The organism is Crenobacter oryzisoli, from assembly GCF_030385785.1.
Taxonomy (GTDB): Bacteria; Pseudomonadota; Gammaproteobacteria; order Burkholderiales; family Chromobacteriaceae; genus Crenobacter_A; species Crenobacter_A oryzisoli.
This window is the reverse complement of sequence record NZ_JAUEDK010000030.1, coordinates 1-25,509: the sequence shown is the minus strand read 5'-3', so window position 1 is coordinate 25,509 and position 25,509 is coordinate 1. Positions and strand designations below refer to the sequence as shown.

Annotated in this window: 20 protein-coding genes and 1 pseudogene; 1 reads left to right on the top strand and 20 read right to left on the bottom strand. The window is 61.7% G+C overall.

Annotated elements, in window-relative coordinates; genetic code table 11:
- Positions 1-7 precede the first annotated feature (7 nt).
- The 20 genes from QU481_RS15595 to QU481_RS15500 all read right to left on the bottom strand — a co-directional run bounded on the left by QU481_RS15595 (position 8) and on the right by QU481_RS15500 (position 24,105).
- Positions 8-2,056 (bottom strand): PDZ domain-containing protein, encoded by a 2,049-nt coding sequence (locus QU481_RS15595; protein ID WP_289829676.1) that lies wholly within the window; start codon positions 2,054-2,056, stop codon positions 8-10.
- Complete coding sequence (locus QU481_RS15590; RefSeq protein ID WP_289829677.1) at positions 2,053-4,830, bottom strand: putative baseplate assembly protein; 2,778 nt, start codon at positions 4,828-4,830, stop codon at positions 2,053-2,055. Before QU481_RS15590 ends, QU481_RS15595 begins: the two co-directional genes overlap by 4 nt.
- 15 nt (positions 4,831-4,845) lie before the next feature.
- Entirely contained in the window at positions 4,846-7,491 is a 2,646-nt protein-coding gene (locus QU481_RS15585; RefSeq protein ID WP_289829678.1) for a putative baseplate assembly protein, read from the bottom strand.
- The gene (locus QU481_RS15580) at positions 7,488-7,853 is read right to left on the bottom strand and encodes a GPW/gp25 family protein (protein ID WP_289829679.1); all 366 of its coding nucleotides are present in this window, start codon (positions 7,851-7,853) and stop codon (positions 7,488-7,490) included. The genes QU481_RS15585 and QU481_RS15580 overlap by 4 nt, the downstream gene beginning before the upstream one ends.
- A gap of 7 nt (positions 7,854-7,860) precedes the next feature.
- Positions 7,861-8,181 carry a hypothetical protein gene (locus QU481_RS15575; RefSeq protein WP_289829680.1) on the bottom strand — a complete coding sequence of 107 codons (321 nt, stop codon included), beginning with the start codon at positions 8,179-8,181 and terminating at the stop codon, positions 7,861-7,863.
- A gap of 14 nt (positions 8,182-8,195) precedes the next feature.
- Positions 8,196-8,711, bottom strand: a complete 516-nt coding sequence (locus QU481_RS15570) for a phage baseplate assembly protein V (protein ID WP_289829681.1) — start codon at positions 8,709-8,711, stop codon at positions 8,196-8,198.
- Positions 8,708-9,847 (bottom strand): hypothetical protein, encoded by a 1,140-nt coding sequence (locus QU481_RS15565; protein ID WP_289829682.1) that lies wholly within the window; start codon positions 9,845-9,847, stop codon positions 8,708-8,710. Before QU481_RS15565 ends, QU481_RS15570 begins: the two co-directional genes overlap by 4 nt.
- Positions 9,840-10,202 carry a LysM peptidoglycan-binding domain-containing protein gene (locus QU481_RS15560; protein ID WP_289829683.1) on the bottom strand — a complete coding sequence of 121 codons (363 nt, stop codon included), beginning with the start codon at positions 10,200-10,202 and terminating at the stop codon, positions 9,840-9,842. The genes QU481_RS15565 and QU481_RS15560 overlap by 8 nt, the downstream gene beginning before the upstream one ends.
- The gene (locus QU481_RS15555; RefSeq protein WP_289829684.1) at positions 10,199-10,858 is read right to left on the bottom strand and encodes a hypothetical protein; all 660 of its coding nucleotides are present in this window, start codon (positions 10,856-10,858) and stop codon (positions 10,199-10,201) included. Before QU481_RS15555 ends, QU481_RS15560 begins: the two co-directional genes overlap by 4 nt.
- A gap of 19 nt (positions 10,859-10,877) precedes the next feature.
- Complete coding sequence (locus QU481_RS15550) at positions 10,878-11,636, bottom strand: CHAP domain-containing protein (protein ID WP_289829685.1); 759 nt, start codon at positions 11,634-11,636, stop codon at positions 10,878-10,880.
- 214 nt (positions 11,637-11,850) lie between these two features.
- Positions 11,851-14,637: an eCIS core domain-containing protein gene (locus QU481_RS15545; protein WP_289829686.1), complete on the bottom strand. Its 2,787-nt coding sequence runs from the start codon at positions 14,635-14,637 to the stop codon at positions 11,851-11,853.
- Positions 14,638-14,829: 192 nt separating this feature from the next.
- Positions 14,830-16,518, bottom strand: a complete 1,689-nt coding sequence (locus tag QU481_RS15540) for an eCIS core domain-containing protein (RefSeq protein ID WP_289829687.1) — start codon at positions 16,516-16,518, stop codon at positions 14,830-14,832.
- Positions 16,515-16,769, bottom strand: coding sequence for a hypothetical protein (locus QU481_RS15535; RefSeq protein ID WP_289829688.1), 255 nt, complete (start codon positions 16,767-16,769; stop codon positions 16,515-16,517). The genes QU481_RS15540 and QU481_RS15535 overlap by 4 nt, the downstream gene beginning before the upstream one ends.
- The gene (locus tag QU481_RS15530) at positions 16,766-18,754 is read right to left on the bottom strand and encodes an ATP-binding protein (RefSeq protein WP_289829689.1); all 1,989 of its coding nucleotides are present in this window, start codon (positions 18,752-18,754) and stop codon (positions 16,766-16,768) included. The genes QU481_RS15535 and QU481_RS15530 overlap by 4 nt, the downstream gene beginning before the upstream one ends.
- Positions 18,751-20,061, bottom strand: a complete 1,311-nt coding sequence (locus tag QU481_RS15525; protein WP_289829690.1) for a Pvc16 family protein — start codon at positions 20,059-20,061, stop codon at positions 18,751-18,753. The genes QU481_RS15530 and QU481_RS15525 overlap by 4 nt, the downstream gene beginning before the upstream one ends.
- Positions 20,058-20,204 carry a hypothetical protein gene (locus QU481_RS15520; RefSeq protein ID WP_289829691.1) on the bottom strand — a complete coding sequence of 49 codons (147 nt, stop codon included), beginning with the start codon at positions 20,202-20,204 and terminating at the stop codon, positions 20,058-20,060. Before QU481_RS15520 ends, QU481_RS15525 begins: the two co-directional genes overlap by 4 nt.
- Before the next feature lie 620 nt (positions 20,205-20,824).
- Positions 20,825-21,451 (bottom strand): hypothetical protein, encoded by a 627-nt coding sequence (locus QU481_RS15515; RefSeq protein ID WP_289829692.1) that lies wholly within the window; start codon positions 21,449-21,451, stop codon positions 20,825-20,827.
- 141 nt (positions 21,452-21,592) lie between these two features.
- Entirely contained in the window at positions 21,593-22,117 is a 525-nt protein-coding gene (locus tag QU481_RS15510; RefSeq protein WP_289829693.1) for a phage tail protein, read from the bottom strand.
- A 12-nt stretch (positions 22,118-22,129) separates the two neighbouring features.
- Positions 22,130-23,686 carry a phage tail sheath family protein gene (locus tag QU481_RS15505; protein WP_289829694.1) on the bottom strand — a complete coding sequence of 519 codons (1,557 nt, stop codon included), beginning with the start codon at positions 23,684-23,686 and terminating at the stop codon, positions 22,130-22,132.
- 26 nt (positions 23,687-23,712) lie between these two features.
- Positions 23,713-24,105, bottom strand: a complete 393-nt coding sequence (locus tag QU481_RS15500; protein WP_289829695.1) for a hypothetical protein — start codon at positions 24,103-24,105, stop codon at positions 23,713-23,715.
- 676 nt (positions 24,106-24,781) lie between these two features.
- On the opposite strand from QU481_RS15500, the pseudogene QU481_RS15495 reads away from it, so the two are divergent.
- A pseudogene (locus QU481_RS15495) lies at positions 24,782-25,509 on the top strand (IS6 family transposase); the annotation flags it as partial.

Genomic DNA, 25,509 nt, shown 5'->3' with positions numbered 1-25,509 from the left:
CCCCTTGTCAGATCTCGAAGAAAACGCCGGATTCCAGCCCCGCACGCAAATACTCGGCCAGGCGCAGGCGCACATTGGTTTCTCGTGCGGTTGCGTGAAGATGATGAAATGCGCCCATCTCGTCCTCGTCCTCGGCGCCACGCCGAATGGTTGCGTCGGTCGCTTCCGACAGTCGGCAATAGATGGGGGTCCCGTAGCGCAATGACATCATGCGTGGCGCAGGGTAGCCGTTGTTCTGCGGCAGGCAGTGGTAGCATTGTGGCACGCGTGAACCGGTAGGAAGCCAGGAGAAGCGCACGCATCCGGTCTGCTTCTGTTCTGCGAGAACCGGCGCGGTCCACCCATCGCCCGCTTCGAGCTCGGCCAACACCAGGCTGTTTGAGATCAACGGCATGGAGACGGCATGCAGTTTGCCGATGGCCGTGCAGCCCATCAGAGAAAGGCGGGCCCCCGCCGACCTGCCATCCGGCGCGGCGAATGCCACCCCGTTGATGACTGTCGCGTCGATGACGGAATCAAAGGCCGATACATTGCCGTCCGGATGCGTGCGCAAACCGCCGACTATGGAGCGCGTAAGCGTCAAGTGCGTGTCCGCAATGTCCACGATCACGCTTGGTTCACCTGGATGCGCAGGTTCGCCGTTCGGATTCAGCGACCAGCCGGGCACCAGTGTCGTATGGACGATGCTCAAGCGTGCCAAGTGGTTATCAGTCGTCGCTGGTACGTGCAGATTGTGGCCGCTAACGAGTAGTCCGTTGAGCGCGAATTCGCTATCGACATCCCCCTTGACGGTGAATCCGCCGGTCAATACCAGTGACGCCCGTCGCTCGTTTTCGCTGCGCAGCTCGATGTAACCGCCCGCCTTGACATGAACGGTCAGCGTCTCCTCATAACGGCCGTTGTCCGTCACAACCACCACACCGTCGCCGTTCAACTGGTCGAGTGCCGCCTGAATGGTGGCGTGGTCGTCGGGCACGTGCAGGACCGTCTGATTGGGCTTTGCTCCAAAGCTCGCCGTGCGCTCGTACTCTCCTCCGCCCATCTGTGCGCTGAAGCCATAGTGATATGACACTTCCAGCCGTGTGATCGGCGCTGCGGGTGCGGCCGGCAACGCAATGCGGCCCAACACCGGGTCGATGGCAATCTTGCTATCGGGCAGATGTGCCCAGGTTGCGCCGTCGTCGCCCAGATTGCACACACACACGCCGGTAACCGGCACCGGTGTGGGGTCACCGTTGATGTACACCGCGAGACTGAGGTCCTGGCCGTAGTAGGTCGGCAGAGCGGGGAGTTTGGTGTCTATGTCTTGGTCCAGCACTCTCCGTGACAAGGGCATCGGCACATTGAACGGCTCGGCAATGTGGGTAATCCGCTCCTCGGACTCGGGGCGGTTATAGAGCGGCATGTCATGGTTGAGCGGGCTCACGCGCCAACGCCTGGCATCCACCGGATCCGCCTGCACGGCTGGCGAACGAGTGGATGGATACGCATCGACCGGCCAGAGGAAGAGTCCGACGTTGGGAATGTTATGGCGCCCCCGTCTGCTGCTTATCCGGCGCACATCCACGGTATGCGCCACAGTGTCGAAAGCGCTGCCGATGCGCTCCAGCGGCTCCCACTGGCGCAAGTCAGGAGCGTAGTGATTGCGTGGCCGGACATGGTTCATGTATTGCGTAGTGGCGAGCGTTTGGAAGAACTCCACGGCGCGGGCGTTCCAACCGGTCACATCACGCGCCAGCTGCTCCAGCACGGCGGCAGTGCCCTTGCGCCGACGCAGCGCGATGGTATGGGCCACTTCTGCCCGCGGGCTGCCAACCCCCAGCACCTCGCCGTAAAGGGGCCGGTAGCCAATGAGATCGCCGATGTAGGGCACGACCCAGTCGGCGCAGGTTTCGATGAACTGATCGTCATACAACTGTTCGATGTTCTCTTCCATCACCGCCAATTGTTCGGCAATGACGGCGATCAGCGCACGCAACGGTCCACCCAGCTCCTCATCGCGGATCCGATGAATCGCGGGTAGCAGGCGATAGAGCGTCTCGGCATCGAAGCTCACGGCATGACCTCCAGGATGAGTGGGCCGGCGTCGAGCGTCAGCAGTTCCGCGGCCTGCGGCAGTGCGGTGAGAGAGGTTTCAGGCAGCCGTGCGAACAGACGCGGATCCAGACGGGGCGTGACGCCCTGATCGGGCCGATACAGTTCAATCACATTCACGGCCTGCACGCTGGCCACGCCGTGCAGGACGGCCACCACTTCATCGACCGACACCTGTTGCCCGAAATGCCGCGCGGCGAAGCCAAAGGCGCTGCGCAACGCCTCCTCGGCACGCTTCAGCACCATGTCGGTTTCGGCGTCGGGAGCCACTTTGACGGCGGCACGCAGGCGGAACGTCGCTTGCCGATAATTGGCCAGACGCAGGGGGAGCAAGGCGTCGCCATAGCGTCTCAGCGCTGCCAGCAGATTGCCGGCACTGGACTCATCGACCGCCTCACCCGCCGTACCCGCCACCGTCACGAACACGCCGCGTCCCGGCCCAGCCGCGATCCAGGTGGCATGTGCCTTGGCGATGCCGGCGAAGCTTCGGGAGAAATCCTCGTAGTCCTGCACGGAAACAGCACGATCCAGCGTGAGAACCGTGAGCGGCGCGTTCGCACGCGCGGTGTCCATGGTTTCCGCATCCTGACCGCCGCGGGCAGGTTCCGGGTTGGTCACGCCGCTGATGCCGAGCGGGCGCGTGAGCAGATTGCCCAGCTTGCCGGCGGAGACGTTGCCGCCGGCGCCGATGCCTTTGCGGTAACGGGCGCGGATATTGTCCTGCCCACTGGGCGGACGGGCGCCTTCTATGCCGTCGCCGAAGGTCACCGTGGTATGGCCATTGTCGTCGATCGCCGTGGTGAAGACGCGATCGTTTGGCCCCTGCTCATACAGTGAGGGTACCTCTTGCCATAGCAAGTCGTTGACGCGAAGAGCCAGCGACGACAGGCGTCCGCTAGCTGTACTGGCGCTCACATGAGTGACGGGTGACTGCCGCAACATGAATTGCTGGTCCGGCTTGCCGGCTGTGCTACTACCGAGGATTTCGTTGACCGTCTCACCATGGGTCGCCGGAGCTACATTGGCGTTGACCCGCACGCTCTGGCGATCATAAACATGCTGCGTGGCGGTTTTCAGATGCAGCGTGGTGCCATCGCGGCCGTGCTCGACCGCACCGACCTTCTCGTCGATGAAGACGATTTCCGCCAGGGTCTTGTCCTTCTCCAACGCCGGCTGCAGGAAGATTTGGTCACCCGTCACATCAAGTATGCCGATCGCACCGTCACGATCACGCAAGCTCAGGCGGAGCAGTTCAGCCTTTCCGACTGACGCACCGAGTTCCTCCGGTGACAGTTGAACGGTCGTAAGGCCATCCCGCTTGAGCGGTACCGCAATCATTTGCAGCGAGTCATACGGCATTAGGGGCACAGGGGAACCGCCGCCATCCAGCGTCAAGGTCAGTCCCTGGGCGGCAATGCCGATGCGTTGCAACTTGCCGCTCAGCGCCAGCGCTTGTTCAGGAGCCAGTGCCTTTTGCAGGCTTCCGAAGGTGAGCTGCTGGCCGAACACCGGATACTTCAGTGGACGTGCCGCGACGGCCAGCTCTTCGCCCTGCGCCAACACCAAAGTGCCCTGAATGGTGCCGCTCGTCGGGATGTCGCCGTCCAGTGTGATACGGGTAACCTTTCCGCTGAGCCCGAAGTCAGTTCGCGACAGCACCGATACCGCGTTAACGCGAAAGAGTTCCACGTCACCAGGCAGTGAAGTGCTGCCGTCTGCCCCGTGCGATACCAGCACCACCCAGCTGTTGGCCGTGATCTTGGGGTAGGCGGCATCAAGATCAATTGATTTCCCGCCGATTTTGTAATTCTTCCATTTCATACCTGCGCCGGCATTGATGTCGTTCACCAAGGTGGACAGCGCGGTTCCTCTACGCCCCATCAGGCGCGGATCGGGGGCGTTGTAGCCGAACACCGCTGCGCGTTGGCGCAGCACGTAGACCCGCGGCGAGTCCTGTGCCGGGAGGGTCGAAGTGCTGCCGAGGCCTTCGTGCCAGCTGACGCGGGTGATGCCTTGCGCGATGTCGGGCTCGACCTTCGCCACGATCCGGACATCCCATCGTTCGGAGCGAAGGGCCACCGCGCGCTCCTGCCCGACGATGAGCAGCGCGTCGCCCGGCACTAGGCCGGTCGACACGCCGGAAAGATAGAGGTCGGTGTCGTCGCGTTGCGGCTGCCAGGCGATGGTGGTTTGCATCGGCATGGCGTTCCAGGTCGCACGCGCCTCAATCGTCTCCACCGTTTCGAAGGTCTGGGGTTGTTCATTGGGCCCAGGTACGCTCTGCACCCGCGTGCCCGTCGGCACCGGCACGGGAGCCAGCGCTTGCCCCGGCAGGCCGGGCGCCTCCTGCAAGGAAAACGCCAGCCAGGTCGAGGCGGCCACCCCGGGTGCGAGCTGGTAGCCGACCAAGCGCGCCAGTTCGAGAATCGAGCGGCGCTCGCTCGCGGTGCGCAGGAAGTTTTCGTTGGCGATACGCTCCTGGTAGAAGCTCAGCACGTCCAGTAAGGTGGCCGCGGCATCGCACAGCGCGATCGTGAAGTCATCGTCAGCACGGGCGGTGAGCCGCGCGAGCGCCGGGAAGTCGGTCGAGGACAGCCGCGCCAGCAGGGAGGCGCGGAAATCGCCGTGGCGCCCGACGCGATAGGCAATCGAGGGCAGACCGGGCCGGTTGTCGAGTCGCTTCGGCGTCTCCGCTTCCAGGCCGGCACAACAGCCGCAATCGTCGTTCTCGTCCATGCCGTCACCTGTGGATTACTTGCCGCCGTGGAGATGGAGCCGCAACACGCCCCGCTCCGGGAAATTGACGTCATTGTCGAGCCGGGCTATTTCCAGTCGCCCCAACCTCATCACGCCCTCGTGCAGCGCGCGCAGGTCGTCGGTTTGACCCTGCCGCCCAAAACGGGTGATCTCGACCGTCTCCACCCCCGGCACGCTACGCGCAGCGGCATAGATCGTGCTCAGGTACACCGCTTGGCCGAAGGTGAGCTCATCCGGATGGAACAAGCCGCGCCGGCCGTCAGGCAAATCCCGTTTGCCCAATACCTGCAGCAATGCCTCTTGGACGTCGCTACGGAAATGATCCGATGTCACGCATACCGTCATTTCTAGCTCCAGCGGCACATAGATCGGGTCGTTGAAGGCGACGTCGTGGCCGGCCATGCGATAGGGCTCGACGAAGTCATCGAGCTCTGCGCGGTAGTGATCGTCCATCGCTTCGCCGCCTTCGCGGTCGATCGTGATGAATAGGGTGTGCCAACTGCCGGTCCAGCGCTGGGTGGCGGCTGCACGCTGCACATCGTCGAAGCGTTCGGTGACGGCAGCGTAGTCGTCTGGCGTCACGGCGCGTTCCTGGATGCGGAAAGCCTGCGGCGCCCGGCGACGAATCCGCTCCGCGCCCTCCGCCTCGCTGCCACCGCGCGCGGGAAGGGGGTTGCGCACTGCGGCAAGCCGTACGTCATCGGTCACCACATGCGCGAGCGCGTCGGCGCCGATATTGCCGGCCACCCCCTGCCCGATCCGGTAGTCGACAACGAAACTCATACCGCTTTCGGGCCGGCGGCCGTGTTGGCCATCACCGAAGCGCAGAGAGGCAGAGCCGTCGTGCTCGCTTTCCACCACGAAGTGGAGGTCCTCCTCCGTGCTATTGAGAAGATCTCGCTGCGCCCCCCACGATTCCTGTACAGGTTTGCCGCCGAACTCGCTGGTACTGGTGAGCCGAACGACCGGTAGCACGTCGGCGTTATCCCATTTGAAGGCCTGCGTCGCCGGCGCGTTGGGGTCAAAGACCTGACGTATGCGCATCCTGCGGCCGGGGACGACGAGGAACTTTTGAATGGTCGCGGCATGGGTCAACGGATACTTTGCCAGCCCCGGGCGGTAACGCACCGGCAGGGGCTCGGCCGTGGGCGGCAGGCAGTGATCGGCGCTTTGCACGACCGGGAACCGCAGGCGTGCGCCGGGCACAGCGCCGAGCGACTCACCGAGTACGGTCAGGCCGTGGTCGGCCAGTATGATGTTGCCGCGCACCACGCTGACGTCGTCGATGAAGCGCGCGCCATGTTCGTCATCGGTTCGTGCGGAGATGCACAACGCGAAGGGCAGCGCGTCGGCGCTGGCCCACTCGATCTCGGTGATCGGCGCGTCATTGAGGGGGTCGACCAGTGGATTGGCGTCATCCATAAGACGAATGGCCGTCAGCCGCACCGCATGACGATGCGCGGGGTCGGCATCGCTGGCCACGCCGGTAAACGGCCCCTTCACTTCTTCGAAGATCAGCACATCCCCCACCTGCAGCGTATCGAGGTGCCCTCTCAATGTGGCCGACATCGCGCCCTTGGGCAGGCAGCAGCGACGGTCGCCCCAGGTGTAGAAATGCATCTCGTGGTGAGTGGCATAGAGCGTCACCGTGGTCGAGGCATCGAGTTGCAACTCGCCCTGCGGATGCAGCGGCTCGAACACCGTCGGCTGGGCGGCGAAAGCGTCACGATTATCGCGCGAGAGCGGGTCGGCAGCGATGCGCGCGGGCAGCCGTGGCACGCGCGACAGGAAGCTCAGTCCAGTAAGCTGGACGGTGGCATTCGGAACACCTTCCTCCAGCACCAGCTGCACCCAGGTTCGGGCGTTGCTGCCTTCATGCAGTGCGTAGTCGACCAGCAAGGCATGACGGCGCAAGGAGGTGCGCCGCCGCGCCGTCTCCAAATAGGCCTCGGTGGCGACGGCGTCCTGCCAATAGCTAAGCTGATCGCCAGCGTAGGCCAGCAATTCCACCAGCGTGACACCGAGATCGGCCGGCGTACCAGCCCGCCAAGCCGGCAGCAGCTGGGTCATGCGGTCCAACATCAGGCGACGAAAACTGGCGTAGTCCTTGGCCAGATAGTTGATATCCGGCACCGGGATGGCAGATTCCATGCAGGTATGGCAGGGCCGGCAATCGAAGTCGCTCGGACATTCGACCTTGAACGAAAACGTTACCCCCGCCAGCCGCGGATCGAATCCGGACGGGGCTCGGGTATCGGTCTTCGAACGTTGCAGACCCAATTGATACGGCGAGTAGTCGCCATTCGAATCGGTACGCACCAACAGCACGTGATCCGCCGAGGGCAAACCCTTGAAGAAGGTCTGCTCGGCGGCCGTGGTGAAAGGGGCCACCGGCGGGCTGGCGGCAACGGCGATCCATTCGATGTGCACGTCGCGTACCCGCTCGCCACCGGTCAACCGGACATTGTCCAAGGTCAGGGCAGGCGCCGGCTTCAGACAGCGCAATAGCAAGGTGCGCTGGCGAGGGCTGCCAGCCGGCGCATCGCCGTCGAGTACTTCGAGGTAATCGATGCCGTTGAGCGTCGGGTGTTCATCGACCGCATTGCGCCGCAGTTCGTCGCAGCAGGTATAGCGCGTCATGAGCCGATTCCTCCTCGCTCGAAGGTCTGCTGCTGCCTCACCTGGCTGCGGCGGATGAGGTATTGCACGGTCACGCGCAGCGTGGAATCCACGGCTTCCACAGCCACATCTTCGACGACGACGATGTCGCCCAGCCATTGCTGCAGCGCCCCCTGCACCAGCATCTGGGTGGCGGCGGCCAGCTCGGGACTGTTGGGAGCGAACACGAGCTGCATCACGCCGCTGCCGAAATCCGGCCGCATTACCCGCTCACCCGGCGAGGTGAAAAGCACCTGTTCGATCAGGCCGCGCACCCAGACTTCCTCTGAACACTCTGCGGTGCGTCCGCGTCCGTCGATGCTGTAGGGGTAGCTTAGGTTCATGATGTCCTCAGCTGGCGATAACCCGTGTCTGCGCTGCCACCGGCAACAACGGCGTGCCGTTCGGCGCGCAGATGGCCTGGCTGTCCATCAGCACCAAGGGCTGGCCGTTGGAGGTGACCCGGCTCGCCGCCACGATCCATTGCCCGGTGACGCAGGGCGACGGTGCGCCGCTGACGTTGAAGGCGCAGCCCGCCACCGTGTAAGGCGCGGCCATCGTGACGGTGGGCTGCCCGCTCACCATCACCCGCGGATTGGGCGCAGTCGGCATCGCGCTACCACCATGCGCGCACAGGACGGTGGCGCCGACATGCAACAGAGGCCCTGGCATGCTCTGTCCCTCCTCTACACGACAACCAGGGCGCCGTCGTTCACCGTGACATTCGGCCCGACCATCACGATGCTGGCGCCCTTGCCGTTCTGGATGTAAATGCCGGTGTCATTGACGATGATCGAGGCACCGGTGGTGCTTTTCAGCATGATCCCGCCGGTCGGCCCGGCCAGATCGGAAACCGTCAGGCCGTTCTGCAACGGCGTCTGGAAGGTGATGGCCGACAGCGGCGGCGGCGTCTGTTGCGACAGAGCGGGTAGCTCTGCCGCCGTGCCCCAGAAGCAGCCGACCCAGATCGGATAATCGGGGTCGCCTTGCTCGAACTCCACCCACACGCCGGAGCCGATGAGGGGCAGCGCCACCATGCCGTTCTGTATCCCGGCGATCGGCACGCAGGGCATCGCCCAGGAACCGGGCGCAAGCGAACTCACGTCCGGCACCTGCACCTGCAAGCGCCCCATCTGCATCGGGTCGAGGTTGTTGAGCACCGAGCCGCGGTACTTGCCGAAGAATTTTCCTGACTCGTTCATGGCACCACCCTCGGAACAATAGAGATCAGGCCGTTGCGGGTAAGGTTGAAGCGCTGTTTGAATTCGCCGCGCTTGAGCGTACTGGTCACGCTCTTCACGTAGTACAAGCCGTCATAGGCCTGGCCCGCGCCACGCACCCCGACTAGCTGGCGCGCCTTGAGCAGCCGGCCATAGCGCAGCACGTCGAGGCTGCCGCTGGCGCTGACCGAGTCCTGCGAGCGTGCCGCCTCCGCGACCCCTTGGCCGATGGCCTGGACCGGGTTGAGCTTGGCCGTGTCCTTCATCAGCTTGACATTGGCCAGCGGGGTCGACAGCACGCCCAGCGGCGGCTGCAACGGGTTGAGATTCGGAATCGGGATCGGGATTGGCACCCGCGTCGCCGGGTTCTGGATATACACGACGGGCAACACCCCCTTGGTGGGGTCGAAACTGAAGTTCAGCGACTCCACATTGGTATGCGCATCCATGTCGATGTTGAGTGCCGGCTGCGGCACGCCCGCCTTGATTTCCGGTCCGAAATAGGCAATGTTGGTGCCGGGTGCCGGACCGGGTTCGATGTAAAACACATAGCCGGCCTCCTGCGCCAACTGCTGCAGATAGTGCAGATCGGTACCCTGGTGACTCGGGATGCGCTCGATCGGAACCGGCACATCCAGGAAGATCGGCGGAATCGGCAGGGGGATAATGCCGAAGGCGGCGTACTTGGCGCAGATCAGCGCCACGCGTGCCGGCACCGGCATGGCCGGATAGGGCAGCCCGCTGAAGTCGGACATGTCCATCACCTTGGTCAGGTCCTCCCCGGTGACGGTGATGCTGCCCGGGGCGCCGTTCTGTCCGGTCTGCACCTCCACATTGGTCATCACGCCGTCGAACAGCACGCCCGGCGTGCCGTTCATCGTCACCACCAGCATCACGCGCAGCGCCGGCGTAGTGGGGCTGATATTGCCCCCTGCCGCGACGAGAAAAATAGTGTTCAGCTGCGAGCGGCTGTCGATCTGCAGCTTCAGCTGGAACCCGCTGGCCGAACCTGCTGAGGTGGTAACCTCCACGCTCTCCAACGCATCGATCACGATGCGTGGTGCCGGCAGCGGCACCACTGGCCCCATCAGCAAGGTGAGCTGGATGCCGCTAATCATTGCTCACACCCGGAATCCCCTCGGGCAGCGTGATGCGCAACCGCCGCCCGATAGTCTCGACGAGTTCATCGGGGCGCAGCGCGCCGTTGGCGTCGCACAGCCGCCAGTACTGCTCGGGGTCGCCGAGATAGCGCTGCGCGAGGTTGTCGAGCCGGTCGCCTTCCACCACCGCATGTTCCTGCAACAGCGCGAAGCGCTCCGGCGGCGGCACGAAACGGCGCTTGAGATACGCGACGTTGCAGCCATCCGGTGTCGTCAGTACCGATGTACCGAGCCCGTGATAACGGCTTGACGCTGGAAAGACCGGCGTCTGCAGCGAGTTCGCTTCGAGGAATGCCTGTACGGGATCGATCATGGAATACCCCCGATGCCGAGCATGGAGAACTGGCCGGCGGCCGCCATGCCGGCCAGCTGTTCCTTGGTCTGCAGATAGTTCATGAACAGGCTGCCGCCCTTGTGGGCGAAGCCGAGGTCATCGACGCTCAGCACGCGCAGACCGAGGCTCACCTTGGCGCGCAGCGGGTTCAGTGCGGGATCGAACGCCTCTTCGGTGATGCTGAAATCCGTCACGCGCACCGGCACGATGCGGGTCTTGCTCCAGACGAAGAGCGCCAGCGGCGTCTCCATCGGCACGATCTCGAGCGTGCCGGCGTTGGCCAGATTGTTGTTCGTATTGAGCTGACTGCTGGTCGGGTACAGCAGCAATTCCAGCGCCGCCAGTTGCGGCTGGATGCCATGCTCGACGGTGGCACGGTTCTGGTCCGGAAATTCGAGCTGATCGGCCGCATCGATCTCCGCGTCGAGCTTGTATGATTCGACCGCCGGCCCTTTCAGGCGCATCACGTCGGAGCGATTGCTCCCCTCGCCGCCCACGCTCTGCACCTGGAAGCTGCGCGTCAGCGAATCCGGGTTGTACTGCAGCGCAATGATGCGCTGCACCTGGGCCGACGTCGGGTCGATCAGCACGAGACCGCCTTTGAGGACTTTGGGGGAGTTCGAATAACCGCTCATCGTTGCAGGCTCCCGTCATTCAATCCGGCACATGACCAAAGCCCAGCAGCTTGTCCATGCGGCTCAGCACGTAGGAAAAACCCTGCACCTTCGGGCTACGGTTCCCTTCGATGGTATAGAGCATGCCGTCCTGCAGCTGATGAACCAGGCCGACATGGCCCAGCCAGCCGGTCAGCTGCACGCGCCACCACACGACGATGTCGCCCGGTTGCGGTTGGTAGCCACTCTGCGGCGCCTGCGCCCAGTTGCGATCCTTGAATTCCTGCAGCAAATCTCTTGCGCCCGGGTCGTAGGGAAACGGCATCGCCGTCTTATTGCCGCCGCTGGCCTGCAGAAAGCACCAACTGACGAAAGAGGCACACCACGAATTTCCCTCATTGAGCCCGGCCGGCGCGAGATACTTTTTTACCCAGGGCCCGCAGTTATTGCCGCCCACTTCGCCCGCCCCCGCCTTGAGTTCGCCGATGGCCGCTGCCAGCGCGGCACGCCCGACAGCACTGCCCCCTTTGTCCGCCGAGGGCAGTTGTAGAAAATCGATAGCGTTCAGTGTCGCGATGTCCGGCTTCGGATGATTCAGGCTCCACCAGGTGAGCGGGCCAACCTTGCCGTCGACCACCAGCGGCTGGCCATGCTGATCCAGGTTCTGCGCTTGGAAGGCGCGCACCGCCTGGTATGTGCGCGTGTCGAATACACCGTTGATGTCGGTGGGACAGCCGCTTTGGACGAGCAACTTCTGTAAGTCAGTGATCTGTTTTCCTTGATCGCCCTTCTTAAGCACTGTCATCACAAGTTCTCCCTGATTCCACTGCTATTTCAGATAGTGTTCGGTAAAAAATTGAACATGTCCTTACGCAGTTCGAGACAGCTCCATTCCGGTCAAAGGCAGTGATTGCGCCAACGCTATTCGTTAAACATCCCTTCTACCAATGTAAAACGGTGGTCCGTTCCGGTCCGTCCCCTATTTACGCAGAACATGTCGCTTGGGTTGTGCCTTATTTAGGTGCGTCCAATACAACGCTGTCTTCACGACCTACGTAGTGGTCAGGCTGCAGCACCACTTTCCCATCAGCACTCACCATTGGCGTCGCGGTAACAAATTTGATCTTAAGATTGCTGCCATTGACCACCGTCACTTCGGCCTCGACACGCCCCATATACGTAGAGCCATCCTTGAACTTGCCGCGAAGCTCGCCGCTGATAAAGGAACCAACCGTTGGTTTGCCCTTCTTTTCAGGTTTCCACGTTACCCGATACGTCGCAGGGGGGAGGTCGGTGAAAGAGGACTTTTTAACCTTAGCCGCCAGCTCCTTGATCAGGTCTTCGGGAGCCGTCTTCTTGCTGCCGCTGACGGTGGGTCCTGTGGTAATTGTCACATTGGGCGGTGGGACCGGTGTCGGAGCGGGCGTAACGCTAGGGCCTGGCTTGTCGGCGGGCGTTGCAGTCACGCCGGCATCGGGCTTCGGCGCTGCAGGCTTACTTAGTTCCGCCAGAACTGCTTGCAGCGAATCAAGTATCTGGTCCGCAGTTTCGTCCTCCACTGCCTTCCTTTTTTCGAGCAGCTTCGTGACCTGATCGGCGGTAAGGCCCGGCGGCATCATGCTGAGGAAGCGCTGGACCTGGGCATCAGTCAACTTCTTAGTCTTCGGCCCGCTGCCGAGCAGGCCGTTGAATAGATCGCGCACCGGCATTGGCGCTTTGGCCAGTTTGTCGCGCGTCGGCTGGCTGAGCTGAGGGGTCGCATCCATGGCGCCCGTGTCTTTTAGTTTGCCGCCAGTAGCACCTTCTGTCTTCAGCGTATCGTTCTCTTTTGTTTCTGCGGCCTTATCGAGACCAGCGCCTGACGACATATCGCTGGTGCCAGTGCCTCCAGTCTTACCGGACTTGGCAGCATCTATCGCTTTGCGCAGTTGGTCGACAGTCTGGGATGGCTGGCCGGTAGCCTTGGCTGTCTTGGAGTATTCCGTCAAAAACTCAAGATCTTCAGGTGTAAAAACATCGGGATTATCGCGGACCAGCTCCAAGGTACGCCGAGTCATCTCCTCTTGGAGTTTTGACCCATCGCCAGTGCCCGCGGCATCCTCGGCCAGTTGTTTGAGTAGCGGATCGCTCTCGATCAACTTCTTCATTTCGGCTGATGGTGGTGTGCCGTTAGTGGTCATGGCTTTGTAGAGCAGCTCAATCGGCGATTTACCATGACCTGGTTTGGCCTCAACACGGTCGGAATAGAAAATGATTACCGCAGCAGCAGCGGCAACTTCAACGTAGACTGCCGCCTTGCCTAACATCTTGCCCGCAGCACTTTTGCCTGCAGCTTGAGCGGCACGACGTGCAGCCGCAGCCTCAACCATTTTGCGCCAAGCGAGTTGAGCGGCACGACGCTCGGCTTCTTTGATAGCTTGTTGACGAAGGTAGGCGATAGCTGCAGCAGTAGCGACTCCACTTACTCCAATGGCTACTTCAGGGAGTACACTGCTATCATCTTTTTCGACTCCCTGAGCCTCGGGTTTCTGTTGAGGTGTAGTCTTTTTCTCGTTTTCTTGGTTCTGCTCTGGCTTAGCCACCGGCTTCGCTAAATCCTTCTTCTTTTCTTGTTCGTCTTTTTTTCTACAGCGACACTGTGGATCTCTAACGAGCGTCGACCACGGAGGTTCACAAAAATATTGATATATCCCTGACTCGGTTAGCTTTACATGTATCAGCTGCGGCGGACATCCCGGTGGGCGGTTAGGGTTGAAGAAGGGTAACGGAGCTGCCGGTGGGGCATCTCTCATCCGAAATACTTCGTCGTACTCAAGTTCAGGGTTGGCCAAAAATTCACGTGCATAATCCTGCAGTTGTTTCCTGGCTATCCCTACTTGAAGGCCAGCGTCGTCCATTGGCTTTATTTCGCCGATGTGCATAATTTTGTAATTGTTTTTAACGGTCTCATATGAGAGATCGACTTCTGGTATAAAAGGTGCTCTCTTTTCCTCTTCCACAACTCGAATTTGGTGCTCCCCAACGATATTTGGGTTACTCGCCGCCATGGCTTCCTGGATTTCCGCATGGGCGATGGCTCCGGCCACGCGTTCGTTCATACATATACCGCACCCACCCGCGGAGCCTCTCAGTGCCTGACGCTGCATAATTCCTACAACAGGCGACAGACTAAGTTTTTCACGGCCCTGACCATCACGAAGCCCAACCGAGCCTGACTGCTGCACTACATGCGTCAACTCGTGGGCTATCAACCTTCTTCCCTCAAACGTCCCCGGTGAATACCGACCCGCACCGAACACGACGCTGTGACCTACCGTATACGCATTCGCGTTTGCTTCCCTTGCCGATTGTTCGGCTGCCGGCCCGGAATGCACCCGCACTCGCGAGAAATCGTGGCCGAAACGCTGTTCCATGTCCTGTCGTAGCGCTGGTTCAAGTGGCCTGCCGGGGCTAGCCAGAACGCGGTCGACGCTGGCGGGGGTCGTATCCGCCTGCCCGCTTGCTGGTCCCGCAAAACGCTGGATGCGCGGTGCAGCGCCGCGGACGGCGGCATGGGCCGGCGCGGCCAATACCTGATCGGCGACCCGGTCGGCTTCCTGCTCCAGCGGGTCATTGCTCGCTCCTATGGTCAGTTTGGCCTGCACGCGCTGCTTGCTCTTGCATTGCTCGCATTCGCCGCTCAGTGACGATGTCGGCGAACCACAAGCGCATTTGCGTTGCAGCAGCCATCCCGCGCGGGTCGAATTGCTCAATGACGCCGTCTTGGCGGCTTGGGTCTGCAGTGGTGCGGCAACACTCATGATCTGCTCTCCTAGGCGATGCCACGCGCGGCTTGTGCCCCACCTTGGAATGGCCTTACCTGCGAATTCATACGGCCCGTGCCGACTTTGGGTCGTGGTAAATCCCCTTTAGTGACCAGATATCGTGAGGCATCTCGGTCCGGTGCGCCGAGAGGTCTAGCCTCACGACCTTGTCTCATTTTCTGGCGTCACTCACGGTTCCAAGGCAAAGCCGGTGATGGGCCCGCCGTCGTACTGCACCTCGAACATCAGCGTGGCGAAACGCTTCCCGCCCGGCGCGGCGAACAATGAGCTGAACTCCGGCAGTCCACGGACCATGGTGGAGAGTCGGGATTGCAGCTGTTCTCGGTTGGCGAGATCCTTCGGGACCTCGCCCAGGTCGCGCGGTGTCGGCTGTCCGGCGATGTCCCAGTGCAAGAGAGCATGGTTGCGACTGTCGAGCTCGATGGTGTAGGTCTTGATGGAGGCGTTGGCCGCAATCTGCGTCGCGTAAGCTTTTTCGATCGTGGCGCGGATGTCCTTGGTCGCAGCGGTGCGTTCCTTCTTAGTCTTGCCCGTGCGTTCGGCCTCGAATCTGTTTCGGAACACCATGTCGGACAGGCGCGAGCCGAAGATCGCCCCGGTGGGGACGGGCTCGCCCAGCACGCGCAGCATCTCGCTGAAATACACGTGCTCGCGGCGCGCTTCAATCTCGCTTTTCAGGTCTTCCTCTCGGGTGGCCACATGTGGGGCTTTCTGGCGGGCGAACACCTGTTCCGCCTCGCGGTCCTGGAGGAGGTGTGCATATTCATGCAGCAGGTCACTGGCCAGCACGGTGCGTTCCTCATGCGACGCGAAGGGCCGCAGGTGCATCTGGTTGTTGGCGTAGTCGTAGGCAGCCGCCTCAACGCCGGTAACGGGCTGGTCGAAACGTACGACGAAGTTGGGAGCTGCGAGGTCGGTGACGAGTTGATCGAGAACTCTCAAAGCGCTCTGGACGTAAACATTGTCGGCGACGAGCCACGCCTCTCCCCCGCTACCGGAAGCGACCAGCGCCCGCAACCGGGCAGGCAAGCCGGTCATGTAGGTCCGCAGATCGTCAAACATGGCCTGCTCGGCCCCAAGAACCCGGGTCCGGGCGTCGGGCAGGTTGGCGGCCGGCGGCCGCTCACGCGGCGGGATGATGCTCTCCATCGCCTCGCGGTAGGACAGGGTACCGCGACGTCGCAAACCGGCTTCGTCGGCCTCGCGCTCCAGCGGGTCTGAGTCGTTGATCCATGGCGGGCGCCGCTGCAAGCCGGTTGCGCGACCTTGTCGCTGCTGGACGACGTGGGTCAGCTCGTGGGCCAGCAGCCCGTCACCGGCTTCGGTGTCTGGTGAAAACCGTCCAGCTCCAAACACCACATTCCGCCCCACTGTATACGCCAATGCATTCAACGCCTGCGCCGATTTCGCCGCCCGTGTATCTGTGTGTACTCGCACGTGGCTGAAGTCGTAGCCGAAGCGCTGTTCCATGTTTTGTCGGAGCGCTGTCTCGAGCGGCCTGCCGGGGCTAGCCAGAACGCGGTCTACGCTGGGCGGCGCCAACTCCGCCTGCCCGCTCGCTGGTCCCGCAAAACGCTGGATGTGCGGTGCTGCGCCGCTGACGGCCGCATGGGCCGGCGCGGCCAATACCTGGTCGGCGATCCGGGCGGCTTCCTGCTCCAGCGGGTCGTTGCTCGCGCCTATGGTCAGTTTGGCCTGGACGCGCTGCTTGCTCTTGCATTGCTCGCATTCGCCGCTCAGCGACGATGTCGGCGAACCACAGGCGCATTTGCGTTGCAGCAGCCATCCAGCATCGGGCGAATTGCTCAAAGGCGCTGACTTGGCGGCTTTAGTCTGCAGCGGTGCGGCGGTGCTCATGGCTTGATCTCCTTGCCGATACCGCGTGCCACTTCCGTCCCGACACCCTGTGGCCTCGAGCCCGGATCGATTTGAATACTGCTCACCCGCATCCGCGACCTATTTCCCACAGCCATCAATTGTCGCGTGGCCTGCGGGTCGGCGAAAAGCTGGGCCAGCTCCCGCTGCAAGCCCTCTGCAATCGCATGCCGGTCTTCATGGTGAAAACCCTTGAGCACCAGGCTATCGATGTGCACGATGACGCGCTTCATATCCACCCCCGCGTTTCCGTGTCGGACAACGGACGATCGCGCTTGCCCGCTTCGTGATGGGCCGCTTGCAGCAGATGGGCCATGCTAACGGGCTCACCCATCTCCGCCGCCAGGAAGGCCGCGTTGAGCGCGATGCTGCGGATGTTGCCGCCCGCCACGCTAAGCCGTGCCAGTTTCTGGTAATCGAGCCCATTCAGCGGCGTGCGCGCGGGAAAGATCCTGCGCCAGATCGCTTCGCGCAGGGTCTGGTCGGGAAACGGAAACTGCACGACAAAACGCAGGCGGCGCTGGAACGCCGGATCCAGCGCCGTTTTCAAGTTGGAGGTGAGGATGGCCAGTCCGCGGTACGCTTCCATGCGCTGCAGCAGGTAGCTGACCTCGATATTGGCGTAGCGGTCGTGGCTGTCTTTGACTTCGCTGCGCTTGCCGAACAGCGCGTCGGCCTCATCGAACAGCAGGATCGCCCCGCCCTCTTCCGCGGCGTCGAACACGCGGCGCAGGTTCTTCTCCGTTTCGCCGATGTATTTGCTGACCACCGACGACAGATCGATACGGTAGAGATCGAGTTGCAGTTTATTGGCCAGCACTTCGGCGGCCATGGTCTTGCCGGTGCCGCTCTCGCCGGCGAACAAGGCGCTGATGCCGAGCCCGCGCGTCCCCTGGTCGGCGAAACCCCATTCGAGGTACACCGTGAGGCGGTTCTTCACCTGGGTGCCGATTTGCCGCAGCGTGGCTTTTTGCGCCTCAGGCAGGATCAGGTCATCCCAGCCGGCGGCCACCTCGATGTGCTGGGCCAACTCGCCGAGCTTCGCATGGCCCATCGTACGGCAGGCTGCCCAAATCGCCGTGTCAGCGTCGTCGTCGGCCGCCAGCGTAGGCGCCAGTTGTGCCCCCTGCATCTGGATCGTGCGGGCGCTGAGTCTGAACTGACTGGCAACACCATCGAGGGCGTTGTTGAGTCGAGTGGCGCCATCGCCGAGCGCCTGTTGCCACAGCTGCTTCTGCTCGACCGCGTCGGGCTTATTGATGGTGAAGCGCAGGGCGGGCCGCTCGAGCGGTTGCGGCTGGCTCGTGCTGACGAAAACCAGGCCGCGTAACGCGTCGACTAAACGATAGGCCGCGTGCGGCAAGACATCGGCGCCGCCACCCACCAGCAGGGCACCGCCGAGCAGTACGGCTTCGCGCTCCCAGAGCGTAGCGAACGCCTCCAGCTCTGCGTGGTCGGCCGGCACGTCCTCCGCGCGCAGGGCGTGCAGTTCCAGGCCCAGTGCCGCTGCGACCGCCGCGGCCACATCGCTCTGCCCCAGTGCATCGTCGCCGGTCAGCCATACCGCTGGCACCCCGTTCCCGGTCGTCATTTCAAGCGCGTTGTGCACGGCATCGCAGATGGCACGATGCGCGTCGGCCATCACAGTGGGCGGCGTCAACGGGCGCAGCAGGCTACCCAAGCGGACGTCGAGATAATTCACCCCGGCCAGGTAATGCAGGATGCGCTCGTCGATGCGCAGGCGGCCTTGTGCCACGCCCGCCACCTGCTCGACTTCCACCAAGCGCCAGCGCCGTAGCGGACGGACGGGGGCGAGCGCACTCCAGTGCGGTTCGTCCAGAGCGGCCAGCGCCAGCCCGAAGGTCGGGCCCGGCCGGCGAAAGTCGCCTGAGACCACCGTACATTGCGCGGCCAGTTGCGCATCCATCTCCACACCTGCGCATAGCAGCAGCACGTCACGCTCGAAGGCGCTGAGACCGAAGCAATCCGACAGCTGATCGATCGCAGCCGGTGCCGGCATCGCTGCACGGGCAGTTTCCAGGGCCGATGCGGGGCGCAGTGCATTGCCCACTAAACCGAATCGTTGTTTGAGCCGGGCAAACTCGGAAGGCTGTGCATCACCCTCGGTACCAAGCCGCTGTTTGAGCCGTTCAAACTCGGCCACCAGCAGCTGCTGATTGGCATCGGTCCAGGCGAGGGAGGGGTGCGGGCCGTTCATGTGATGTTGATGCGCTGGTTGTAGAACACGGGCGGCGACTTCGACCGGTCGATGATGGGGCTGTCGAGGCCATCGATACGCAGACGCGCCAAGTGTTTGCCCACCGGCGCGTCCGCAACCACAAAATCAAGCGAGTTGGTCGGCGCGACGAAGGTTTCCGGCATCACTTCACGCTGATCGAGAATGAGCGAAACGGTCTGCCCAGGGCGTAGATGCGGTGTGAATTTGAGCGTGAACCTTGCGGTCCCTGCGCCGTCGCGTGCCACGTCGACGGGTAGTCCGGTGATCTGCGGTACCAGCACCAGCGCCAGCCTATTGGTCTGCCTAGGGTCCGCCTCACCAGACCGCACTAACCGCGCGGAAACTCGATACAAGCCGGCGGGGAAATCCGCCGAGCGCGCCATCGGCACCGCGAATTGCAGCAGCCCCGCCGCGCTATTGTTCGAAGCCGGCAACACCTGTGTGATGCCGAGGCGATCGTTTTCCAGCAACACTTCCCGCGCGCTGCCATCGAGGTGAAAACCATTGAGCGACACAACGTCATCCAGCCGCGCCATCGGCTCCCCCCCCAAGGCGGACACGGTCTGGATGATGGGGAACGGTGGCAGCAGGTTCGGCTGAACGACCACACCACGCTCACGTCCTGACGCTGGGTCGACGGCGCCGCGCGAGAGTACCGGCAACACCATCCGTGTCGGGAGCACCGACTGGATGAGCACGACTGACACCTGGTAGGCCGCGGTCGGTCGGTAATGCGTCTGCAGCGCCGTCCAAAGCCGCGACATCTCCTCGGAACCCATCGTCGCCGGCGTGATGCGGATCTGTTCGAACTGGTCAGCCAGCCCGCAATCGGCCAGCGCACGCAGGGCCGGCGGCAGCGTCGCGCCTACTGCAGGGGACGGCGACAATGCGGTGCGGATGGCATCTCGAGCAAGCACGGGGGTTTCGTGCAGCAATTGCATGGCGTAGCCGAGGAGGATTTCGGCGTGCAGATCTTCGGCCCCGTAGGCGCTGATGAGGTAGTGCAGATCGAGTGCCAGCGGCGGGTTGGAGAGCCGCTGCGCACCCGAGGCGTCGCGCGAGGGGAGACCCTCGTTGCGCCAGGCGGCATTGGGCGTGACCTGGTGCAGGAACAGATTGATTTGCGTACCTTCCACGCCGTTGGTCGGAATCACACGATCGGGCGGCAGGGCGCTCACGGTCACGGTGTTGCCCACCACGCCGCTGACGTTGTGATTGATGATCCCATCGTTGAGCAGGTCACGCAGAACGGCGGTCACACCTGCGATCGCGAGCGCGGTACTCATGGCCCACCCCGCTGGCGACGTGCGAGGTATTCGTCCAGCGACATCGGTTGGCGTCGTTCCGTCGGTGCTCGCTTCTCTGGCGCGGTTGCCGGCACTGCGCTGACCTCGATGCGGCCGATGGTCACGTGGACTTCGGTCGGCATGGAATCGCCTTGCTGAGCCGACTGCGGCGGGCCGTTGCGGATGGCCGACTCCGCGGGACTCATCGCCCCATCGGCGTATACCACAGGGGTTCGTAACGACGCCCGATCTGACGCTGTGGGCTCAGCGTCGTGCATCAAGCGAAAATCATCGTCAAATGCGTGCCCTTGGATCCCTCTGAGCGGATCGCTTGCAGTGGCCATGGAAGCGGGAAGCGCCCGTTCCACCGGCTCGGAGCGGATACCTTCGAGGGCGAAGTCTTCTTGGGTGTGGCTCGGCCATTCCCGCACGGTCGTGGATTGGGAGAGATGGCCGTTGGATGGCTCATCATCGGCTTCACCCGTTGCAAGCTCTTGCTTCGGAGATGATGTGGGCGTGTGAGCAGACGCGACCCTTGACCCCGAATCGTGCTCACTTGGCGCCAGCCTTTGCGCCAGGGGTTCCGGTGGTGCCGATAATGTTGGTACTGTTGGGTGAGGCGTTTCGGCTTCGTTGAATAAAGCCTCATCCCTCGGAGGCGGCAAATCGCTGAAAGCCGCTGCGTTGAAAGGCAGACTCGCCTGAGGACGTGGAGCGGGTCCTTTTGCCTGCGCTCGCGTCAATAGTCGCGTGAAGTAGCCGTTCATGCCGTCACCCTATTAATGTAGGCGGCCCGGCGTTCGTCGCTGAGTGCAAGCACATCGCGCTCGGTCCAGCCGTAAGCGCGTGCCAGTAGGTGGATGTCGTTCAGCAGTCGGCACGCGTGGGCATCGATTTCCTGCCATAGGTAGCCGGCGATATCGAACGCGCCCGGCCATTCATGGCCACATTGCTCGCAGGAGAAATTCAGCACGATGTCGGCTGCACTGTCGGCTTCCGCCAGCACTGCTTCCATCTGGCCAATCTCTTCTGGAGTTAGGTCTCGTTCCGGCTGGTCGTGATCACTCATCACGCAGCGTCGCGCGAGGCAACGCACGGCGGATTCTAGATCGTGCTGCTTCAGGGCCAGCGCGAGATCCCGACTGTTAGGGGGACGCACCCGGATGCCATCCGCTTCGATGCAGGCGGGCGTGTGCTCACAACGCAAAGCCTCGCCGTCCAAGGCGAACTCCAGCCGGGTCGAGCATGCCGGACAATCGACATAGGCCGGCAAGCCGGGACCGAAGTTCTCGCAACGCAGAGCAAGCAAGGCTTGGTCTCGTGCGCCGATCGGCAGTTCCGCCAGTTGTTGCAATGTTTCACCGGGCCGCGCGGCAGCCATCAACAGCAAGGCGCGATCAAGGGGGTGCCGCTTCGCAGCCCGTTCCCACAACTCAAGCAATTGTTGCCGTGACAAGTGTGTCATGGTGCCCCCGGTTATTCCTTGAGCAACACGTCAGCCTTATTGCAGTTCTAGCAATGACTGAGAAGTTCAGGCCGGCTCATTAAAGCTCGGTTCGCTGGGTTCGGTGACAGCGTAGTCACGCTCCCAGCCCTCGTTTTCGAGCTTGATGTGCTGAATGGCCACTGCGTTGGCATTGGCATCGAGGTCGGGCAGTGCTTGGTACTCGGACACCCAGCACCGATAGACCTTGTAGGCCAACACAAGCTGCCCCGCCTCGTTGTAGATTTCGATGATGATGTCCTTGCGAAAGTCCTTCAGCGAAACTTCCGCACCGAGACCGGCGCCGTAGTTCCATACCTTGTTGGCCCAGCGCTCGAACTCGATGTCGTGTGTGACTCCACGCTCTAGCGTGATGGCCTCGAACTTGGTACGGCCAGGTGACTTGCGCGAAGTGGACGGATCGCCACCTTCACGATGCTCGACCGGTTCGGTCGTTCGCTTGAGCGCCCCCACCTTGCTGATGCCAGCGACGTAGCGGCCATCCCATTTGACTCGAAACTTGAAATTCTTGTATGGGTCGAAACGCGTTGCATTGACGCTGAACATGGCCATGATGAACGCTCCTTAAACTTCGATTTGTCCCGCCATCTGCTGTAACTTGATGACCACGAATTCGGCGGGTTTGAGTGGGGCGAAGCCGACGACAATATTGACGATGCCCTGGTTAATGTCGTTTTGCGTCGTGGTCTCGCGGTCGCACTTCACGAAATAGGCTTCGCGTGGCGACCTCCCCTGAAATGCTCCCTGGCGGAACAAGTTCTGCATGAACGCACCGAGGTTGAGGCGGATTTGCGCCCACAGCGGCTCGTCGTTGGGCTCGAACACCACCCATTGTGTGCCGCGGAACAGGCTTTCCTCAATGAACAGGGCCAGCCGCCGGACCGGCACATACTTCCATTCGTCCTGCAGGGAATCCGCGCCGCGTAGCGTGCGCGCCCCCCACACGACACGACCGATTACCGAGAAAGCGCGCAGACAGTTCACGCCCAGGGGGTTGAGCTGACCGTTTTCGCCGTCGGTCAGCTTGACCGTCAATTCGGATACACCGCTGAGCGTGGCCTCGATGCCGGCGGGCGCTTTCCAGACACCGCGCTGACTGTCGGTGCGCGCATAGAGGCCGGCCACCGCACCGCAAGGCGCAAATTCGGCCAAGCGCCCCTCCTGCAATGGATCGGGGCAGCGCAGGCGCGGAAAATAGAGCGCCACATTCTTGTTGCGATCCAGCCCCCACGACAGGCCGTCGGGACCTTTACTCTGGTCAGTGATATCTGAGGGCGCATTCCAAGCAAGCAGCGGGTCAGCGATATAGAGTGCGCGGCGGGTACCGCAATACTCGGCTGCCGCAGTACGGGTCTGGGCGCCGATGTCCGTATCGAACGAGAACGGCGGGATACACAACAGATTGAACAGATCGACCTTTTCCAGCGCCCAGATACCAGACTTGGCCAACGTCAGGGCGGGGGCAGACACCTGCGCATCCGTGATGGTCGCGCCATTGTCTCCGTCGGAATTGAATGCAAAGAAACCGGGGATTAGCGGGTCATCTTTCGTCGCATCGGATGTGGCGGCGGGCCGCGCCGCGGGTGCCGGTGCAACTAGGCGAACGAGGTTCGACTCCTGCTCCAGCACTTGGCCGACAAAGCGGGGATGTGCGGGCAACACCGATACATTGAGAAAGCGTTCGACCGCTCCGGTATCAGCATCACGCACCGTCAGGTTGAAGAGTTGCTCTGAGTCTTTCGGGACCTCGGGCCGAGTGTTGAGATCCACCCGCACCCTGAGCTTCGCGCCCCATTCGCCGAGTGACGCGGCCACCAGCTGCAATGTGTCGGCGGCCCCCGTTGCTGGTTTTCCACCGTTGGCCACACGTACGATCAGCGCGTCGGAGCCCCCATTCTGAAAGAATTGGTTAACCGCATACGAGAGCGGACTGTTGCGCCAAAGGCTGCCGAAGTTGCGTTCGAACTCGGCAAAACTCTGCACGCGCACCGGCGTGTCCAAGGGACCACGCAGCGTCGCTCCAATGAAAGCGGTGATGGAAGTTGCCACACCAGTGATGGTGCGCACACCGCTCGATATTTCTTCGATATAGACCCCAGGATAACTCAATGCTGATGGCATCTAATATTCTCCCGTTGCAAAGACGATCAGGGGGTCGCGTCACGAGCGATGAAAATTTCGATCAGGCTATCCTTGGCGCTGTTATTGGTGATTTTCAACTGGTTCGGGCTCACATCGAACAGGCCAACCGCGCCACCGGAAAAGAACTGCGGACCAAGCAGCTTGACTTGGGTATTCCCATCCTTTTGCCCATCGCTCACCTTGAAGGTCAGATCGGCACCGTAGTAACTGGACTTAATCAGTAAAAGATGAATACCGCTGGCCGGCTCGGGCTGCAGCATGACGATCTTGTCCTTGTCGCCGGCCTTGATTGTCACCTCGATACGATCCGTCGCTTGTACTTCGTTTGGATTGGTCGTAACCGATACGGTTGGCCCGCCAGTCACCTGAATCGACAAAGACCAGTTCACGAGTGCCATGGGCAGGCTCCCATATTGATAATTATTTCTAATAGTAACGAGTGTTTATGCACTAGAAATGAGCAAACAAATGTCTGCCCTACGAATCTAAGTAGATAGCCAGCGTTATTGCAAGGTTTGATCTACGTCAATTTTATGAAATGCATTTTGCACCTCATGTAACCTTAGATGGTTTTATTAATCAACCTTTAACATAACGTTAAAAAAAGATAGCCATTCCTATTGTTAAACAGCGCCTTAATATGATCACCTGACAGTATCGAATTTTGACCAGATACTATTCGGTCTCATGCTCAAGCCAGATCTGGCTCGTAACCAGTTGGTGGCTTGGTCGTTTTAGTACGCTTCAATAGTCAATACGGTGTGCTGTTGATCTGCTTTGACTTTCTAGACAGGGTTCAGCATTAGTTTTCGGCGTGTGCCGGGGGCGTCCATGTATGCCTAGTAAAGCAGAGGCAATTCACTACTGGCGCAGGACCTTATTACTCATATGGCATTATTTGTGACATGGTTTTAGTGGATTTTGCATGGGTTGATAGTTTGGCGTTACTGCACCGTTGTTACCCGGCAAGAACGTGAAAGCATCCAGAGCCAGCCTGATGCAACATTATTGAATGTCCCCTCTGACCCAGGGTACTGTCACGTTGGCAGCAGGGTTGGTGGCGTAAGAGGAGAGATGAAGAAGAAAACTTCCCGTTGCTGCTGGCCTGAAACCGCCAACCCGATCTCATACAAGGGCTACCGTTTTCCAGCGGAGGCGATCAGCTACGCGGTGTGGCTGTATTACCGCTTTCCGCTGCGCCTGCGCATGGTCGAGGAAATGCTGGCCCGCCCGCGGCAGCGAGGCGACGTATGAAACCGTGAGGCGCTGGTCGGTAACCTTTGGCCTGGCGATTGCCAAACGCATTCGCAACACGACGCTGAGCCTGGACGACAAGTGGCACCTCGATGAAGTCGTGGTAACGATCAACGACAAGAAGCGCTGGCTGTGGCGCGCGGTGGATCGGCACGGCGCCGCGCTCGATGTGCTGGTGCAGAGCCGGCGTGACAAGGCAGCGGCCAAACGACTGATGCGCAAGCTGCTCAAACGCCATGGGCGTCCGCGCGTGATCGTCACCGACAAGCTGCGCAGTTACGCGGCGGCCAACGACGAGTTGGGCTTGAAGGTGGAGCACCGACAGCACAAGGGACTGAGTAACCTGGCAGAGAACCGCTATCAGCCCACGCGAGTGCGAGGGAAGGTCATGCGCCGCTTCAAGTCTGCGCGCCAGCTGCAGCGCTTCGCCTCGGTGCACGGGCAGGTTTCGAACCTATTCATGGGATGCCGTTACCATCGCGAGGCTTCGTGCCGACGACAGACTTACACCCAAGCCATACTGGCTTGGGTAAGGGCTTCATGCGCCC

What these genes read in the sequence shown, in the direction of transcription:
- QU481_RS15570 (WP_289829681.1), bottom strand. Translation starts at nt 8,711, where the DNA reads ATGAACGAGTCAGGAAAATTCTTCGGCAAGTACCGCGGCTCGGTGCTC.
- QU481_RS15585 (WP_289829678.1), bottom strand. Translation starts at nt 7,491, where the DNA reads ATGACGCGCTATACCTGCTGCGACGAACTGCGGCGCAATGCGGTCGAT.
- QU481_RS15510 (WP_289829693.1), bottom strand. Translation starts at nt 22,117, where the DNA reads ATGGCCATGTTCAGCGTCAATGCAACGCGTTTCGACCCATACAAGAAT.
- QU481_RS15545 (WP_289829686.1), bottom strand. Translation starts at nt 14,637, where the DNA reads ATGAGTGTTGCCGCACCACTGCAGACCCAAGCCGCCAAGACGGCGTCA.
- QU481_RS15530 (WP_289829689.1), bottom strand. Translation starts at nt 18,754, where the DNA reads ATGAACGGCCCGCACCCCTCCCTCGCCTGGACCGATGCCAATCAGCAG.
- QU481_RS15520 (WP_289829691.1), bottom strand. Translation starts at nt 20,204, where the DNA reads ATGCCGACCGAAGTCCACGTGACCATCGGCCGCATCGAGGTCAGCGCA.
- QU481_RS15535 (WP_289829688.1), bottom strand. Translation starts at nt 16,769, where the DNA reads ATGAAGCGCGTCATCGTGCACATCGATAGCCTGGTGCTCAAGGGTTTT.
- QU481_RS15540 (WP_289829687.1), bottom strand. Translation starts at nt 16,518, where the DNA reads ATGAGCACCGCCGCACCGCTGCAGACTAAAGCCGCCAAGTCAGCGCCT.
- QU481_RS15580 (WP_289829679.1), bottom strand. Translation starts at nt 7,853, where the DNA reads ATGAACCTAAGCTACCCCTACAGCATCGACGGACGCGGACGCACCGCA.
- QU481_RS15560 (WP_289829683.1), bottom strand. Translation starts at nt 10,202, where the DNA reads ATGATCGATCCCGTACAGGCATTCCTCGAAGCGAACTCGCTGCAGACG.
- QU481_RS15575 (WP_289829680.1), bottom strand. Translation starts at nt 8,181, where the DNA reads ATGCCAGGGCCTCTGTTGCATGTCGGCGCCACCGTCCTGTGCGCGCAT.
- QU481_RS15565 (WP_289829682.1), bottom strand. Translation starts at nt 9,847, where the DNA reads ATGATTAGCGGCATCCAGCTCACCTTGCTGATGGGGCCAGTGGTGCCG.
- QU481_RS15500 (WP_289829695.1), bottom strand. Translation starts at nt 24,105, where the DNA reads ATGGCACTCGTGAACTGGTCTTTGTCGATTCAGGTGACTGGCGGGCCA.
- QU481_RS15505 (WP_289829694.1), bottom strand. Translation starts at nt 23,686, where the DNA reads ATGCCATCAGCATTGAGTTATCCTGGGGTCTATATCGAAGAAATATCG.
- QU481_RS15590 (WP_289829677.1), bottom strand. Translation starts at nt 4,830, where the DNA reads ATGGACGAGAACGACGATTGCGGCTGTTGTGCCGGCCTGGAAGCGGAG.
- QU481_RS15525 (WP_289829690.1), bottom strand. Translation starts at nt 20,061, where the DNA reads ATGAGTACCGCGCTCGCGATCGCAGGTGTGACCGCCGTTCTGCGTGAC.
- QU481_RS15555 (WP_289829684.1), bottom strand. Translation starts at nt 10,858, where the DNA reads ATGAGCGGTTATTCGAACTCCCCCAAAGTCCTCAAAGGCGGTCTCGTG.